17 protein-coding genes are annotated in these 14,230 nt (G+C 66.9%); 9 read left to right on the top strand and 8 right to left on the bottom strand.

Annotated elements, in window-relative coordinates; translation table 11 throughout:
- Window positions 1-85 precede the first annotated feature (85 nt).
- The 7 genes from ABUE31_RS07760 to hemC all read right to left on the bottom strand — a co-directional run bounded on the left by ABUE31_RS07760 (window position 86) and on the right by hemC (window position 6,718).
- The gene (locus ABUE31_RS07760) at window positions 86-778 is read right to left on the bottom strand and encodes a fumarylacetoacetate hydrolase family protein (RefSeq protein WP_367722951.1); all 693 of its coding nucleotides are present in this window, start codon (window positions 776-778) and stop codon (window positions 86-88) included.
- On the bottom strand, window positions 779-1,516 hold the full coding sequence (locus tag ABUE31_RS07755) for a glutamine amidotransferase (RefSeq protein WP_367722950.1): 738 nt from the start codon (window positions 1,514-1,516) through the stop codon (window positions 779-781).
- Window positions 1,516-1,992, bottom strand: coding sequence for a tellurite resistance TerB family protein (locus ABUE31_RS07750; RefSeq protein ID WP_367722949.1), 477 nt, complete (start codon window positions 1,990-1,992; stop codon window positions 1,516-1,518). The genes ABUE31_RS07755 and ABUE31_RS07750 overlap by 1 nt, the downstream gene beginning before the upstream one ends.
- Window positions 1,993-2,016: 24 nt before the next feature.
- The gene (locus tag ABUE31_RS07745; protein WP_367722948.1) at window positions 2,017-3,585 is read right to left on the bottom strand and encodes a heme biosynthesis protein HemY; all 1,569 of its coding nucleotides are present in this window, start codon (window positions 3,583-3,585) and stop codon (window positions 2,017-2,019) included.
- Between the two features lie 9 nt (window positions 3,586-3,594).
- Entirely contained in the window at window positions 3,595-4,965 is a 1,371-nt protein-coding gene (locus ABUE31_RS07740) for a COG4223 family protein (protein WP_367722947.1), read from the bottom strand.
- Between the two features lie 89 nt (window positions 4,966-5,054).
- Window positions 5,055-5,783 (bottom strand): uroporphyrinogen-III synthase, encoded by a 729-nt coding sequence (locus ABUE31_RS07735; RefSeq protein ID WP_367722946.1) that lies wholly within the window; start codon window positions 5,781-5,783, stop codon window positions 5,055-5,057.
- A gap of 5 nt (window positions 5,784-5,788) precedes the next feature.
- Window positions 5,789-6,718 carry a hydroxymethylbilane synthase gene (gene hemC / locus ABUE31_RS07730; protein ID WP_367722945.1) on the bottom strand — a complete coding sequence of 310 codons (930 nt, stop codon included), beginning with the start codon at window positions 6,716-6,718 and terminating at the stop codon, window positions 5,789-5,791.
- A 96-nt stretch (window positions 6,719-6,814) separates the two neighbouring features.
- Between hemC and tsaD the strand changes: the two genes are divergently transcribed.
- From tsaD to ABUE31_RS07705, 5 genes are read left to right on the top strand one after another with little or no spacing between them, the layout of a single operon-like run.
- The gene (gene tsaD / locus ABUE31_RS07725; RefSeq protein WP_367723590.1) at window positions 6,815-7,903 is read left to right on the top strand and encodes a tRNA (adenosine(37)-N6)-threonylcarbamoyltransferase complex transferase subunit TsaD; all 1,089 of its coding nucleotides are present in this window, start codon (window positions 6,815-6,817) and stop codon (window positions 7,901-7,903) included.
- Complete coding sequence (locus ABUE31_RS07720) at window positions 7,900-8,880, top strand: NAD(P)H-dependent glycerol-3-phosphate dehydrogenase (RefSeq protein WP_367722944.1); 981 nt, start codon at window positions 7,900-7,902, stop codon at window positions 8,878-8,880. The genes tsaD and ABUE31_RS07720 overlap by 4 nt, the downstream gene beginning before the upstream one ends.
- Before the next feature lie 24 nt (window positions 8,881-8,904).
- Complete coding sequence (locus ABUE31_RS07715; protein ID WP_367722943.1) at window positions 8,905-9,210, top strand: YciI-like protein; 306 nt, start codon at window positions 8,905-8,907, stop codon at window positions 9,208-9,210.
- A 30-nt stretch (window positions 9,211-9,240) separates the two neighbouring features.
- Window positions 9,241-9,666, top strand: a complete 426-nt coding sequence (locus tag ABUE31_RS07710; RefSeq protein ID WP_367722942.1) for an EVE domain-containing protein — start codon at window positions 9,241-9,243, stop codon at window positions 9,664-9,666.
- Between the two features lie 18 nt (window positions 9,667-9,684).
- Window positions 9,685-10,338 carry a class I SAM-dependent methyltransferase gene (locus ABUE31_RS07705; RefSeq protein ID WP_367723589.1) on the top strand — a complete coding sequence of 218 codons (654 nt, stop codon included), beginning with the start codon at window positions 9,685-9,687 and terminating at the stop codon, window positions 10,336-10,338.
- A 20-nt stretch (window positions 10,339-10,358) separates the two neighbouring features.
- On the opposite strand, the gene ABUE31_RS07700 is transcribed toward ABUE31_RS07705, so the two are convergent.
- Window positions 10,359-11,339, bottom strand: coding sequence for an NAD(P)H-quinone oxidoreductase (locus ABUE31_RS07700; RefSeq protein WP_367723587.1), 981 nt, complete (start codon window positions 11,337-11,339; stop codon window positions 10,359-10,361).
- A gap of 133 nt (window positions 11,340-11,472) precedes the next feature.
- On the opposite strand from ABUE31_RS07700, the gene ABUE31_RS07695 reads away from it, so the two are divergent.
- From ABUE31_RS07695 to ABUE31_RS07680, 4 genes are all read left to right on the top strand, one after another.
- On the top strand, window positions 11,473-11,667 hold the full coding sequence (locus ABUE31_RS07695) for a DUF1192 domain-containing protein (protein WP_367722941.1): 195 nt from the start codon (window positions 11,473-11,475) through the stop codon (window positions 11,665-11,667).
- Window positions 11,668-11,757: 90 nt separating this feature from the next.
- Window positions 11,758-13,014, top strand: a complete 1,257-nt coding sequence (locus tag ABUE31_RS07690) for an MFS transporter (protein ID WP_367722940.1) — start codon at window positions 11,758-11,760, stop codon at window positions 13,012-13,014.
- Between the two features lie 65 nt (window positions 13,015-13,079).
- Complete coding sequence (locus ABUE31_RS07685) at window positions 13,080-13,343, top strand: ArsR/SmtB family transcription factor (RefSeq protein WP_367722939.1); 264 nt, start codon at window positions 13,080-13,082, stop codon at window positions 13,341-13,343.
- Between the two features lie 96 nt (window positions 13,344-13,439).
- Window positions 13,440-14,159 (top strand): pentapeptide repeat-containing protein, encoded by a 720-nt coding sequence (locus tag ABUE31_RS07680; RefSeq protein ID WP_437344089.1) that lies wholly within the window; start codon window positions 13,440-13,442, stop codon window positions 14,157-14,159.
- Window positions 14,160-14,230: the final 71 nt, after the last annotated feature.

Raw genomic sequence — 14,230 nt, 5'->3', positions numbered from 1 at the left:
GAGGCTTCGGCCTCGCTTTTTTGTTTGCGCATTGGCGCGAGCGGCAGCCGGCTCGATGAGGCGCCGGAAGCAGTCGGCCGCGCGATCAGATCACGCGAAAGGCGATGTCGCCGACGCCGTCGATGTGGCCGCGCATCGCGTCGCCGCGCTCGACCGGCCCGACGCCGGCAGGCGTTCCCGTCATGATGATGTCGCCGGCGGCCAGCCGGAACAACCCGGACAGGTGGCTGATCATCTCCGGCACCTTCCAGACCAACTGGTCGAGATCGCCCGTCTGCCTTCGCTCGCCGTTCACGTCGAGCCAGATCGCGCCGGCGGTCGGATGACCGATCTCCGACGCCGCGCGCAGAGCCGAGCAGGGGCCGGACTTCTCGAAAGCCTTGCCCACTTCCCAGGGCCTCGCCATTTCCTTGGCCCGCGCCTGAAGGTCGCGCCGCGTCATGTCGAGCGCAACGCCATAGCCGAAGACGCAATCGAGAGCCCGGCCCTGCGGAATGTCCACGCCGCCGTCCTTCAGCGCGACGATGAGTTCGATCTCATGATGGACGTCCTGGCTTGCGGACGGGTATGGAAAGCTGTCTCCGACGTAGAGATCGTCAGGGTTCTTCTGGAAGAAGAACGGCGGCTCGCGGTCGGGGTCGCCGCCCATCTCCACGGCGTGGGCCGCATAATTCCTCCCCACGCAATAGACTCGATGGATGGGGAACAACAGTGTCGATCCAGAGACGGGGAGAGCCGGGATCGGCGCCGGATCGAAGGCATAGGATTGTGCGTTCATCTATCGCTCCGTGCTCGGTGGCGCCGCGTTCGCCGGGGCGCCGAAGATTGTCGCCAGGAATTCGTGAAGCCAGCGTTTTAGATGCATGTCCCAGATCAGGCGGCCGCCGAGGTGGTCCCGGCCCGGCTGCGCTCCGGGGAGTTCGAAACGATGCGCCCCGTGCACCACCCATCGGTGCATCATCATCTGCGTCAGTTCCGCGTGAAACTGGATGCCCCAGGCATGCTCGCCGTAGCGGAACGCCTGGTTGGGGTAGGTATCGGATGTGGCGAGCAGCGTCGCGCCGGCAGGCAGGGAAAAGCCCTCCCGGTGAAACTGGTAGACCATTTCCGGCCATTGCATGAGCGCCTTGCCATCGTCGGTCGGCTTGATCGGATACCAGCCGATCTCCACCAATCCGTCGCCGTGGCCCTCGACCTTGCCGCCGAGATGATTGACCAGCATCTGCGCGCCCAAACAGATGCCGAGAAACGGTCGCTTCTCCAGAAGCGGCACCTTGAGCCACTCGGTCTCGCGGCGGACGAATTCGTCATGGTCGTTGGCGCTCATCGGCCCGCCGAAAACGACAACGCCGGCATGGTGGTCCAGGGTCTCGGGAAGCGGATCGCCGAGCGGCGGACGGCGGATATCGAGGTCGAATCCGGATTCGATGAGTTGGTGGCCGACGCGCCCCGCGCTCGACCGTTCCTGATGCAGCACGACGAGGATCCGTTCCCTCGGTCGCTCCCGTCGCGGCATCAGTCCTCCGTCGAACTACCGGTTGCCTGCGCCTGAACCTTCTGGCGCTGCAGGATGCGGTCGCGATTGTCCACGCCGATCAGTTCGGCGATGCGCCACAGCGTGTTGTCCTCGAGTTCGTGCAGTTCGCCGTCGGCGAAGACGATCTCCCACATCAGGCCGACGAACTCGATCCGCGCCCTCTCGTCGAGATGCCGCTTCAGCACGCTGGTGAAAGCGTAGAGGTCGACAGCTTCCTCATCCGCCTTACCGCCGGCCACCACGAGCCGGTCGAGGTCCTCGCCGGCAAGACCATAGGCTTCGGCTAGGATGTGCTTCATGCGCTCCCACTCGGTGTCCTGCCGCACACCGTCGGCGTCCATGACATGGAACATGAGGGCCGCCGCGGCGATGCGGGGATCGTCAGCGGAAGATGGTCCCCGGTTGTCGGAAGCGGATGGCAGGTCCTTCAGAAAGGCGATGATACGGTCGAACATCCTGGTCCCAATGGCTGTTGGCGTTCAGAAAAGCCGGAAGCGGCGTTCCGGTTGCTCTTGTACGGGATCGACGCCCGGATCGTCGGGCATTCTCGCCGGCTCGGCCTCCTGTTCCCGTTCGGGCGCCGGGCTTTCGTCGCTCTCCGGAACGGCCTGGTCGCCTCCGGCGACGGCAACCGGTTCCGCCTCGACCACGACCGCGTCGATCTCGGCCGGGACCGTGTCGTCTGCCGGCACGGTCTCGCCTCCCTTGGGCAGGGCCAGCGAGGGGTGTTCCGGAGCATCCTGTTCGATCAACTGGCCGAGACGCTCCACCGGCGCGCGCCATTCAAAGGCGTCGAGCCTGCCGGTGACCGGCGACACCGGCGCCCATCGGTCCGACACGAAGCCATCGGCGACCCAGGCCGGATCGCGCGGCGCGCGCACTGCCATGGCCAGATACTGGCGTACGCGCCCCTGGTCGCCGGTTTCCGCTTCCTCGATATCGGCGAGCAGAAGATAGGCGCCTTCGCGCGGCTGCATGCGGATGGCAGCCTCGACGGCCTCGCGCGCGACCTTGAACTCGTGCGCGTCGAGTGCCGCGCGGGCCACCGCGAGTGACGATTCAACGTTGTTCTGGCGCAGCGACTGCAGCTTCTGCGCACGGGCCAGGCGGTCGAGCACCGCGTCGCCGGGCCGGGCATGGATATATTGGTCCGCGACGGCCGGATGTGGTTCGGCCTTCCACGCGGCCTCGAGTATCTTGGCGCCCTTGCGGATGTCATTCTGCCTGAACAGAGCCTTGGCGGCGATGACGGCCGCAGGCGGGAAGGCCGGCAACAGCCTGTTTGCCTCGAGGGCGGCGGCCTTGGCGGCAGCGAGGTCGGTGTCGATCAGGTCCTCGGCCTTTGCGGTCAGCAGGACGGCGCGCCGGCGGCTGGCCGCTTCCTTGTCGACCTGGCGGGTGGCCGTCTGCGCATCGACCAGCTTCAGCGCAGAATCCCAATCGCCGGCCGCTGTCTTCTCCTCGAGCGTCGAGTCGATGGCCCAGCCGAGTTGAGGCGCAATGCCTGCCGCGCGACCGGCATAGTGGCGCGCGGCCTGGCGATCGCCGAGCCGCTCCGCCTCCAGATAAAGCCCACGCAGGCCGAGCAGGCGCATTTCGGGATCGTCAAGCATGCGCTCGAACTTTTCGCGCGCCGCGTCATGGTCGCCCTCGAGCAGCGAGGCCTGGGCGTCGAGCAGATGGATCAGCGGCTCCGTCTCCGAGCGGATCAGCTTCGCGGCCTGCTTGTTCATCTTGCGGGCAAGCGCGGCGTCGCCGGCGCCGGCCGCGATCATGCCGCTGGAAAGCGCCTGGTAGCCCCGGTCGCGCTGCCTGACGCGGAAATAGCGTGCAATCGTGTAGGGGCTGTTCCAGATCGACTTGACGAGCCACCAGGCGATCATCACTGCTGCCACCACCGCCGTAACCGCGACCGCGGCCACCATCAGGCTGACCTGGTACTGGTATCCGCCAAAGGTAACGACCATGTCGCCGGGACGGTCGGCCAGCCAGGCGAAGCCCAGCCCGAGCGCGAAGACGACGGCGAGGAAGACCAGGATACGGATCATGACGCTTCCCTACGACGCCTGCATTGCGGCTGAGATGGCCTGGTCTGCCAGCTGCTCTGCGGCCAGACGGGCCTTGATCCTGTCGGCATAGGCCGCTCCGGCTGCCTTCGAGCGTTCCGGCAGCGTATCGTACTCGCTGATCGCCCTGGCGAGATCGCCGCTCTTCACCGCAACCTCCATGCGGGCAACCGTTTCCGGTACGCCGGGCCCTTCGATGTCGCCGATCGGCCGGACCGTGACCATCGATTCGGCGCTCGACAGCAGCCTTTCGAAGAAGCCGTCGTCGCCCGGCGGCGGGCTGGCTGCGGCGATCATCGCCTTGGCGGCGGCATCCGTCTCGGCGATGATTTCCGCACGGGTCGCGATGCCGCTCTTGGCGTGTGCCCGCAACTCGGCCAGCCCCGGCGCATCCGCGGCGATGGCCGCGAAGGTCTCGACCTCGGGTTCGAAGGGCGAGCCGCGTTCGATCGCGGATTTCAGCGCTGACGCCGCAATCGCCAGGGCGATCTTCGGCTGGCCCGCCTGCGCCTCGACCTTGGCACCGAGCGCGGCCAGGCTCTGCTCGAGCGCGCCGATGCGCCCGTCAGCGGCCGAGCCGGCATCGGTCACCGCCTTGGCCAGGGCTTCGACGCCGGCGATCCGCTCGTTGATGGCGGCGATATCGTCCGGGGTCGCGGCTTCGGGCCCCGATCCGATCGCGGCGATCCGTCCTTCGATTTCGGAGATCTTCGTGTTCAGCGGCGCAAGATCGACGGTCTGGCCATCGCCCGCCGACGCAACTGATTTCTGGAGCGTCGCGTAATCGGCCTTCATCTGCTCCAGCGCCGTGGAGAGACCCTCGACCTGCGCTGCCAGTTCGCCGCTGGGTGCGGGGGCAGTCGCCTTCAGCGAATCAAGGTCGGACTTCAGGCTGGCGATCTCGTTCTGGACCGCCTCGGGAACGACGGGCGCCTGGGAACCTTCGGGTGCTCCCAGCAAGCCGGCGTACTGCAGCGCGCCCGCGGCCGCCAGCGCGACCAGGCCACCCGCAAGGCCCGCGCCAAGCGCCGAGCCGCGCCCCTGGCGCGTCGCGGAAGGGGGCGGAGCGGCCGATGCCTGGGCGCGGTCACTCTCGGACTTGTCCGTTTTGACAGCGTCGCCCGGATCTGTGGACAGTCCTGCGGGCGCTTCCGGGAACGTTGATTCGGCGGTTGCGGTGTCGGGCTCGCCGTTCGATGGCGTGGATGTGCTACCATCGGCCGCCGCGTTGTCTTCCGCCGTCCCGTTGTCCCCGACAGCTTCGGCTTCACCAGTCACCCGCGAAACCTCGTTGGGCCCAAGCTCGATGGTCACCGGTTCGCGCTCGGTGTTCGAATGCCGCGTCCTGGGTGTTTTGACCATTACGGCCTCCGCTGGTGTCTCGAGTTGCCGGGAGCGTGAAGGGTGATGCAGATCACTATCATAGCGGTGCTCTGATAAAAGGGGCAGGGTTAAGGCGCGCCTTCGAGCAGGGAGAGCAGTGCAGCCTCGGTCGGTTCGCTTGCAACTCGGGTTCCGCGATGCCCGCCGCCAGCCAGCACGCCGGCAGTCCGGGCGGAAATACAGAGAAGTTCGGCATGTTCGAACGAATCACGCAGTTCCGGCCGGGCCATGAGCCTGACCATCTCGGCGGCGGCGAAGGCGGAATAGATCAGGACTTGATCGATCGGCCCGCCGCCGACCGCGTCCAGAATCTGTTCGCGGCTGCGAACGACGGGCGCCGTGTCGTAGGTTTCAAAGGCCGCGACTGTGAAGCCGGCGCTGCTCAGCCTGTTCTCGAATGCGGGGCGCCTGATCCTGCCGCACAGATAGACGATCGGCCCGGGCGGGCGGCTGGCGATGATCCTGTCCGCCAGCATCTCGGCGTCGCCGCCGCCTTCCAGCACGCGGGTGAAGCCCGCTTCCCGCATGCAGGCGGCTGTGGCGGCGCCGACCCCGAAGCTGGGCAGGCCGCACAGCCGGTCCAGAATATCGCGCGAGGCGTGTCGGACAGCGTTGGCGCTGGTAACCGCGACCGCCGCTCCCTCGACAGGGATCGCAAGGGGCGCGACTGGCACAGGCAGCATCTCCTGCAGCGGCAACGTGATCGGCTCGAAGCCGAGTTTCGCCAGTCGCTGAGCGGTATGCGATGCGGCCGGTTGCGGCCGCGTTATGAGAACACGCCTGCGGGCGCCGGCCATCCGGCCTAGTTCCATCCGTCGAAGAAGCCGGTCCCGGCGTCGCGGCGAAGCTTCTCGCCGGATGCACTGCCGATCGCGGCGGCCTCCGCGACGGGGCCGCTTGCGGAAATCTCGTGCGACTGCCGGCCGTCGGGCGAGAGGATCGTGCCGTCAAAAGCCAGATGTCCGCCGTCGATTGTCGCGCGACCGGCGATAGGCATGCGGCAGGATCCGTCGAGGGCGGCGAGGAAGGCGCGTTCGCAAGCCAGCGCCTGCGCGGTCGGCGCATCGTTGATCGCTGAGAGCATCTCGTCCAGCCGGCTGTCGCCGATCCGGCTTTCGATGCAGATGGCTCCCTGTCCCGGCGCGGGGGGAAAGAGATCGAGCGGGAGGATTTCCGTCGCGACATCCTGGGAACCGAGACGCTTCAGTCCCGCGAGCGCAAGGATCGTTCCGTCCGCGACACCATCGCGCAGCTTGCGCAACCGCGTCTGGACGTTTCCGCGAAACATGATGACGTTGAGATCGGGCCGCATCCTGAGCAGCAGCGCCTGGCGCCGCAACGACGACGAGCCGACCGTCGCGCCATGCGGCAGGTCGGCGATCGTGCTCGCGGCCTCGCCGACGAATGCGTCGCGAGGATCCTCGCGCGGCAGGAAAGCGGTCAGCGCCAGGCCCGAGGGCAGGGCGGTCGGCATGTCCTTCGAGGAATGCACGGCGAAGTCGATTCGGCCGTCGAGCAGCGCCTCTTCCAGTTCCTTGGTGAACAGGCCCTTGCCGCCGGCTTCGGAGAGCGGCCGGTCCTGGATGCGGTCTCCGCTGGTCGAAATCGCCTCGATCGCGAATGCGTCTTCGGACAGGTCGTGCGCGGCCATTAGCCTGGCGCGGGCCTCGTGTGCCTGTGCCATGGCCAGCGGGCTGGCGCGCGTTCCTATCCTCAGCACGGTTGTTTGCATGGTGCCGTCCGTGATACGCCCGGCCGAACCGGGTTTTGCCCGCAAACTCCTATCCCAGGACCTGCCAGGGCGGCAATGATCGAACGACGCGACAAGATGATCCGCGTTCTCGGCATCGAGACGAGTTGCGACGAGACCGCCGCGAGCGTGGTGGTCCTGCGCGAAGGCGATGCGCCCGAGATCCTGTCGAACGTGGTGCTCAGCCAGATCGAGGATCATGCGGCCTTCGGCGGCGTCGTGCCGGAGATCGCGGCGCGCGCGCATGTCGAGGCGCTGGACGGGATCGTCGAGGCCGCGCTGGCCGATGCCGGCGTCGACCTTGCCGCAGTCGATGCGGTCGCGGCGACCGCGGGTCCCGGCCTTGTCGGCGGGCTGATCGTCGGGCTGATGACGGCGAAGGCGGTCGCCAGCGCCGCTGGCAAGCCGCTGCTCGCGATCAACCATCTCGAGGGGCATGCACTCACCGCGCGGCTGACCGACGGGCTGCGATTTCCCTATCTGCTGCTCTTGGTCTCGGGCGGTCATACGCAGATCGTGCTGGTGCGCGGCGTCGGCGACTATCAGCGCTGGGCGACGACCATCGACGATGCTCTCGGCGAGGCGTTCGACAAGACGGCCAAGATGCTCGGCCTGCCCTATCCCGGCGGACCGAATGTCGAGAAGACGGCAAAAGGCGGAGACCCGACGCGGTTTGCGTTCCCGCGCCCGATGAAAGGCTCGGCCCAGCCGGACTTTTCCTTTGCCGGCTTGAAGACGGCGGTCAGGCAGGCGGCGAGCGCCGCCGCGCCGTTGTCGGACAGGGACGTGGCGGACATCTGCGCGTCGTTCCAGGCGGCGGTGTCTGATGCGCTGGCGGACCGAGTCGGGCGGTGCCTGCAGCGGTTCCGCGAGACATTCCCCGATATCGGAACACCCGTCCTCGTCATCGCCGGTGGTGTCGCCGCCAACCGGGAGATCCGGGCCTCGCTTGAGGCGCAGTGTCGGGAACACGGCTTTCGTTTCATAGCCCCGCCGCATGAACTCTGCACGGACAATGCGGCGATGATCGCGTGGGCGGGCATCGAACGTCTCCGCGCCGGGCTTGCCGGCGGCGACGCCTTTGCGTTCGTGCCGCGGTCGCGCTGGCCGCTCGACGAGGTGTCGGCGCCGGTGGTCGGCTCGGGTCGCCGCGGAGCCAAGGCATGAGCATGCGCGTCGCCGTTCTCGGGGGAGGCGCCTGGGGCACGGCGCTCGCCATGCAGATGCGCCGGGCCGGCAACGCGGTCGCGCTCTGGGCAAGGGACGAGGCGACGGTCGAGGCGATCAGGCGCCGCGAAAACCCGGCCTACCTGCCCGGGATCGAAGTCGACGCCGGGATCGAGGCGTCGACGGACTGGGCCGCCACCCTGGACGGGGCCGGCTGCGTGCTCGCGGTGATACCGGCCCAGTCCCTGCGCGGCGCGCTTGCCAAGGTCGCCGGCTCGGTACCGGCAGACGTGCCGATGGTGCTCTGCGCCAAGGGGATCGAGCACGACTCCGGACTGCTCCTGTCGCAAGTCGCGGCAGAGTTCCTGCCGAACAATCCGGTCGCCGCGCTTTCGGGGCCGAGCTTCGCGGCAGATCTCGCTAACGGGCTGCCCACGGCTGTCGTGATCGCTGCGCGCGAGGAGCCAATGGCCGTTCGCCTCGCGCAAGCCTTCTCGACGGAGCGCTTCAGGTGCTACTCCACCGGCGATCTTGTCGGGGTCGAGATTGGCGGAGCGCTGAAGAACGTCTTCGCCATTGCCGCCGGCGCGGTGACGGGCGCCGGCCTCGGGGCGAGCGCCCAGGCGGCGATGGTGACGCGCGGTTTCGTGGAACTCAGGCGCATCGCGCAGGCCTTCGGCGCGGAACCCGAGACGGTGATGGGGCTGTCCGGCCTCGGCGACCTGCTGCTCACCTGCTCTTCCGCGCAGTCGCGAAACTTTGCCTACGGGCTGGCGCTGGGGCGCGGCGAAAGCCTCGCCGGTCGGCCGCTCGCCGAAGGCGTGGCGACGGCGGGCATCGCGGCGACGATTGCCGGCCGGCGCGGGATCGAAGCGCCCATAATCTCGGCGGTTGCGGCGATCCTCGCTGGAAGCATAACCATCAACGAGGCGGTTTCGGCGTTGATGACGCGGCCGTTGCGCGCCGAAGCCGGCTAAGTTTTCGAGGAAGGAGTTTTCGCCATGCTGTTTGCCCTGGTCTGCAAGGACAAGCCGGACCATCTCCAGGTGCGGCTCGATAATCGTCCGGCCCATCTCGAGTTTCTGAGAAAACTGAACGATGCCGGGAAGCTGAAGTTCGCCGGGCCGTTTCTCGACGACGAAGGCAAGTCGACGGGGACGCTTGCGGTGATCGAGGCGGCGGACAAGTTGGAGGCGGCGAAGATCGGTGCCGACGATCCCTATGCCAAGGCTGGACTGTTCGAGAGCGTCAGCATCCGGGCCTGGACCTGGGTCTTCAACAATCCGGCCAATCCGTCGAACCCCTAGCTGTCGCCATCGCAATTGCAGGAGCGCGCCATGAACTATTGGTTGTTCAAGTCGGAACCCTTCAAGTTCTCGTTCGACGATCTGAAGAAGAAGGGAAAGGCCGGCACGCAGTGGGACGGCGTGCGCAATTATGCGGCGCGCAACAACATGAAGGCGATGAAGGTCGGCGACCTCGGCTTCTTCTACCATTCCAACGAGGGGCTGAACATCGTCGGCATCGCCGAGGTCTGCGCTCTCGCCCATCCCGACACGACGACGGACGATCCGCGCTGGGAGTGCGTCGACGTCCGCGCCGTGAAGGACATGCCGAACCCGCCGACGCTTGCGCAGATCAAAGCCAACGCCAAGCTTGCCGACATGGCGCTTGTTCGCCTCGGCAGGCTGTCGGTACAGCCGGTGACGCCGGCCGAATGGAAGGAAGTCTGCCGCATGGGTGGGCTCGAGACGGCCGGCTGAATGCCGTTGGCGGCCGACATGCCGCGATCAGCCAGCCGGTTCAAGGACTTCATCCTCGCCAACACCGCGTTGATCGCGCCGCCGCATGTGCCGGAAATCAGCCTGCATCTCGCAGACGAGGCGCACGACCTCTGGCATCGCACGGAGGAAGAACTCGCCGAGATCGGCCTGCCGCCGCCCTTCTGGGCGTTTGCATGGGCCGGCGGACAGGGGCTGGCGCGCCATGTGCTCGATAACCCGCAAATAGTCCGCGGCAAGCGGGTGGTCGATTTCGCGACGGGTTCAGGTCTCGTCGCCATCGCAGCGGCGAAAGCCGGGGCGGCTGGGGTCACGGCATGCGACATCGATCCATTCTGTGAAGCCGCCGTCAGCCTGAACGCTGCGGTGAACGGCGTCGCGATCGCTTTCAACAGCGATGACCGTATCGGCGAAAACCTTGACGCCGACGTCCTGCTGGCCGGCGACGTCTTCTACGACCGGGCGTTTGCGGAACGGCTCGCTCCCTGGTTCGCTCAGTTGTCCGACGCAGGCATGACTGTCCTGGTGGGGGATCCCGGCCGTTCCTACCTGCCGCGTGCAAATCTGACACGGCTCGCCGAATATCAGGTGCCGGTCACGCGCGCGCTTGAGGATACCGAGATCAAGCGCACGACGGTGTGGCAGTTCGGCTGAGGCTGCGCCGCCGGGCCGGCCTATCCGACATCCAGCATGATCTTGCCGATGTGGTCGCCTTCCTCCATGCGTTCATGCGCCCGCCACGCTTCCGTCAGCGGATAGATCATGTCGAGCACGGGGGCCACCCGGCGGGTCGCCAGCAGAGGCCAGACGTTGGCCTCGAGAGCGGCGGCAATCTCGCCCTTGACGGCGACGCTGCGCGGCCTGAGCGTCGAACCGGTGTGGGTAAGCCGCTTGACCATCAGTTTGGCGAAGTCGGTGCTGGCCACCGCGCCCATCTGCGTCGCGATCTGCACGATGCGGCCCTCGACGGCCGCTGCCCGATAGTTCCGCACGACATAGTCGCCGCCCACCATGTCGAGGATGACGTTGGCTCCGTCGCCGGCGGTCGCGTCCTTCACGGCCGCGACGAAATCCTCTTCCTTGTAGTTCACCGCACGATCGGCGCCGAGCTTCAGGCATGCCGCGCATTTGTCCGGCGAGCCGGCGGTCGCGATGACGCGCGCGCCGAAGGCCGAGGCAAGCTGGATCGCGGTGGTGCCGATGCCGGAGGAACCGCCGTGGACGAGGAGTGTCTCACCGGCCTTCAGCCCGCCGCGCTCGAAGACGTTGTGCCACACGGTGAAATAATTCTCCGGGAGCGCGGCCGCCTCGGTGAAGGTGAAGCCGGCAGGCATCGGCAGCGCATGGCTTTCATGGACGACGACATATTCGGCATAGCCGCCGCCGGCCGTCAGCGCGCAGACCTGGTCGCCGCCGTTCCAGCGTTTGACGCCGGCGCCGATCGCCGCGACCTCGCCAGCCACCTCCAGGCCGGGCAGGTCGGAAGCGCCTGGAGGTGGCGGATAGAGCCCCTTGCGCTGCTGCACGTCGGGCCTGTTCACGCCCGCGGCGCGCACCCGGATGAGAATCTCGCCCTCGCCCGGCCTAGGCACGTCGCGCTGTTCCGGTTTCAGCACGCGGGGGCCGCCGGGCTTGGAAATCGCGACGACCGTCATCGTCGACGGAATGCTCGTCGTCCTTGCCATGGAACTCTCCTTCTTTCCTGCGGTCACGCGCGTGCGTATCGGTTGGTGCTTCGTTGCCGACTATGTATTCTCTGCGGACCGACCATGCAAAGCGGAGGGAACCATGGCGCTTTTCGACGATGAGCCGCTGAAAAAGCCGAAGGCGCATGAGATCGGGCAGGATTTGTCGCTCCTTTCGGTCGATGAACTCGGTGAACGAATCGCGCTGCTGCGGGCGGAGATCGAACGGCTGGAGGGTGAACTGCGAGCCAAGGGTACGACCAAGACCGCCGCCGAGGCGCTCTTTCGCCGTTCGTGACGGAATTGTCGTCGGCACGCCGCAATCGCGCCCGTATGGTGTCGATTTCTGCCGCCGTTCGCGCCACCGATTCGAAGAGCCCCTAGCAGCATGCTGAACTTCGCCGCCTACAAACCGATCTTCTCCCTGCTGCGCGGCACGGCCTTTCTCCTCGCGGCGTCCGGCCTGCATGGACTTTTGTTGCCGCTGCGCGGCCAACTCGAAGGGTTTTCGACGGCGTCTCTGGGCTTGATGGGGACCGCATGGGCCGGCGGATTCGTCGCCGGCTGCATCTTCGCTCCCCGCATCGTGCGCCGCGCCGGCCATGTTCGCGCCTTTGGCGCCTTTGCGGCGTCGGCGGCGATCATCGCCTTGCTGACAGGGCTGATGATCGATCCGTTCATCTGGATCGTCCTGCGGGCGTGCACGGGATTCGTGATGGCCGGGGCGTTCATGGTGATCGAAAGCTGGCTCAACGAGCGCGCCAGCAACGAGAACCGCGGGACGGTGTTCGGCCTCTACATGATGGTCACCTATGCCTCCATCATGGTCGGGCAGATGATGGTCGCGGCAAGCGATGTCGGCTCGGCATCGCTGTTCATGGTCACCGGTATCCTCTTCTGCCTGTCGCTGCTCCCGACGGCGGTGTCGACGGCCGCCCATCCGACGCCGCTGCAGGATGTTTCGCTCGATATTCGCGGGCTTTACGCCAACTCGCCGGTCGCCTGGGCGGCCTGCCTGCTGATCGGCGTCGCGAACGGAGCCTGGGGCACGCTCGGCGCCGTCTACGGAGCGCGCATAGGTATCTCGACCGCGGAAATCGCTCTGATGATGAGCCTCGTCGTCATTGCCGGCGCGGCCCTCCAGATGCCGGTCGGCCGGCTTTCCGACAGGACCGATCGCCGCTACGTGCTGGCGGCGGCGGCCCTTGCCTGCGCGGTGGTCGGCGTCGTTATCTTCTTCGCCGCGCCGCGCTCGGGCGCCTTCGTGATCGCCTTGACCGCCGCCTACGGCGCCTTCGCCTACACGCTCTATTCGCTGGCGGTGGCGCATGCCAACGACCATGCGAAACCCGAGGAGTTCGCCAAGGTATCCGGCGGCCTGCTCCTGCTCTACGGCTTCGGCACGATGATCGGTCCGGTGATTGGTTCGGTCCTGATGGATTCGATGCGACCGGAAAGCCTCTTCCTCGCCACCGCGCTCGCCCATTTCCTGCTCGTCGGCTACACGATGCTGCGCATCCGCCGGCGCGCGCCCGTGCCGCTGGAAGAACGCGAGGCCTTCAAGACCATGCCGTCCGAAAGGGGCGTCACCCCGGAGGCCGCGCGACTCGACCCGCGCACGCCGCAGGAGGAGACTGCGGGATAGGATGGCGCCAAGCGCTGCCTGCACAGGGGAGTTGAGATCATCCCGATTATGCCGCACAAAGGGCGATGACCTTCGCCGATGCCTTTCTGGCGATCGCCGATCCCAACCGCCGCCACCTCCTCGAGGAGTTGCGCCGGGGGCCGAAGACGGTCGGCGAACTCGCCTCCGGTCTGCCGGTGTCGCGTCCGGCGGTCTCGCAGCATCTGAGGATGCTGCTGGATGCCGGTCTGGTCGACGTGCAGGCGCAAGGTACCAGGCGAATCTATGCCGTGTCCGCGACGGGCTTCGTCAGGCTCAATGTCTGGCTCGACCAGTTCTGGGAAGCATGAGCGGGCGGGATCCAATCTCGGCAGACGCTTTGCCGGGCAAGATGACGACCCCTTGCCGAGTTGGTAAGGTGCCGCAGGGACAAGCAGGAAGGACTGATGGTCATGACGCCAGTGCGTTCGAGTATGGTTCTTCAGGCCAGTGCCGCCGTCGTGGCTGCCTTCCTTGGCGCATCTCTCGGGCCCGCATCCGCAGGCCCGAGTTGTTCGGCTTCGGCCGCCCCGGGAGTTGACTGGACGGGCTGCGACAAGAAGCTGATCATCCTCAGCGATTCCGATCTCAATGGCGCCACCCTGGTCGACACCGATTTTACGTCGACCGACCTGCGCGACACGAACCTGCTCGCTGCCAATTTCGAGAAGTCGACGCTGGTGCGCGCCTCGCTAGCCAACTCCAAGGCGAGGGGCGCGCGATTCGACCGGATCGAGGCCTACCGGACCAATTTCAGCAGCGTGGACGCGCGCGGGGCGACGTTTGCCAGCGCCGAGGTCCAGCGTTCGAATTTCACGAATGCGGTCTTGGTCGACGTCGATTTCACCAAGGCCGAGCTTGGCAGGGCAGACTTTTCGGGCGCGGACATTACCGGCACCAAGTTTGCGCTGGCCAATCTCGCGCGCGCCGACCTCAGCAAGGCGAAGTTCAGCGGGCCGATCGACTTTGCCGGGTCCTTCTTCTTCCTGACGCGCATCGAAGGGCTCGATCTGTCCGCTGCGACCGGCCTGCAGCAGTGGCAGGTAGACATGTCCTGTGGCGACGGGGAAACGAAGCTGCCGTCGGGTCTCTCTGCGCCGTCGGCCTGGCCCTGCAGTTTCGACTGAGGTCGCGCCGGACCGAACTCTCCGCTGCGAGGCGTTCCGGCCGGGAACAATGGGGAGATGCCCGAGACGGG

Source organism: Mesorhizobium marinum (assembly GCF_040813675.1).
GTDB lineage: Bacteria > Pseudomonadota > Alphaproteobacteria > Rhizobiales > Rhizobiaceae > Mesorhizobium_K > Mesorhizobium_K marinum.
This window is presented reverse-complemented; position numbering and strand designations above follow the sequence as displayed.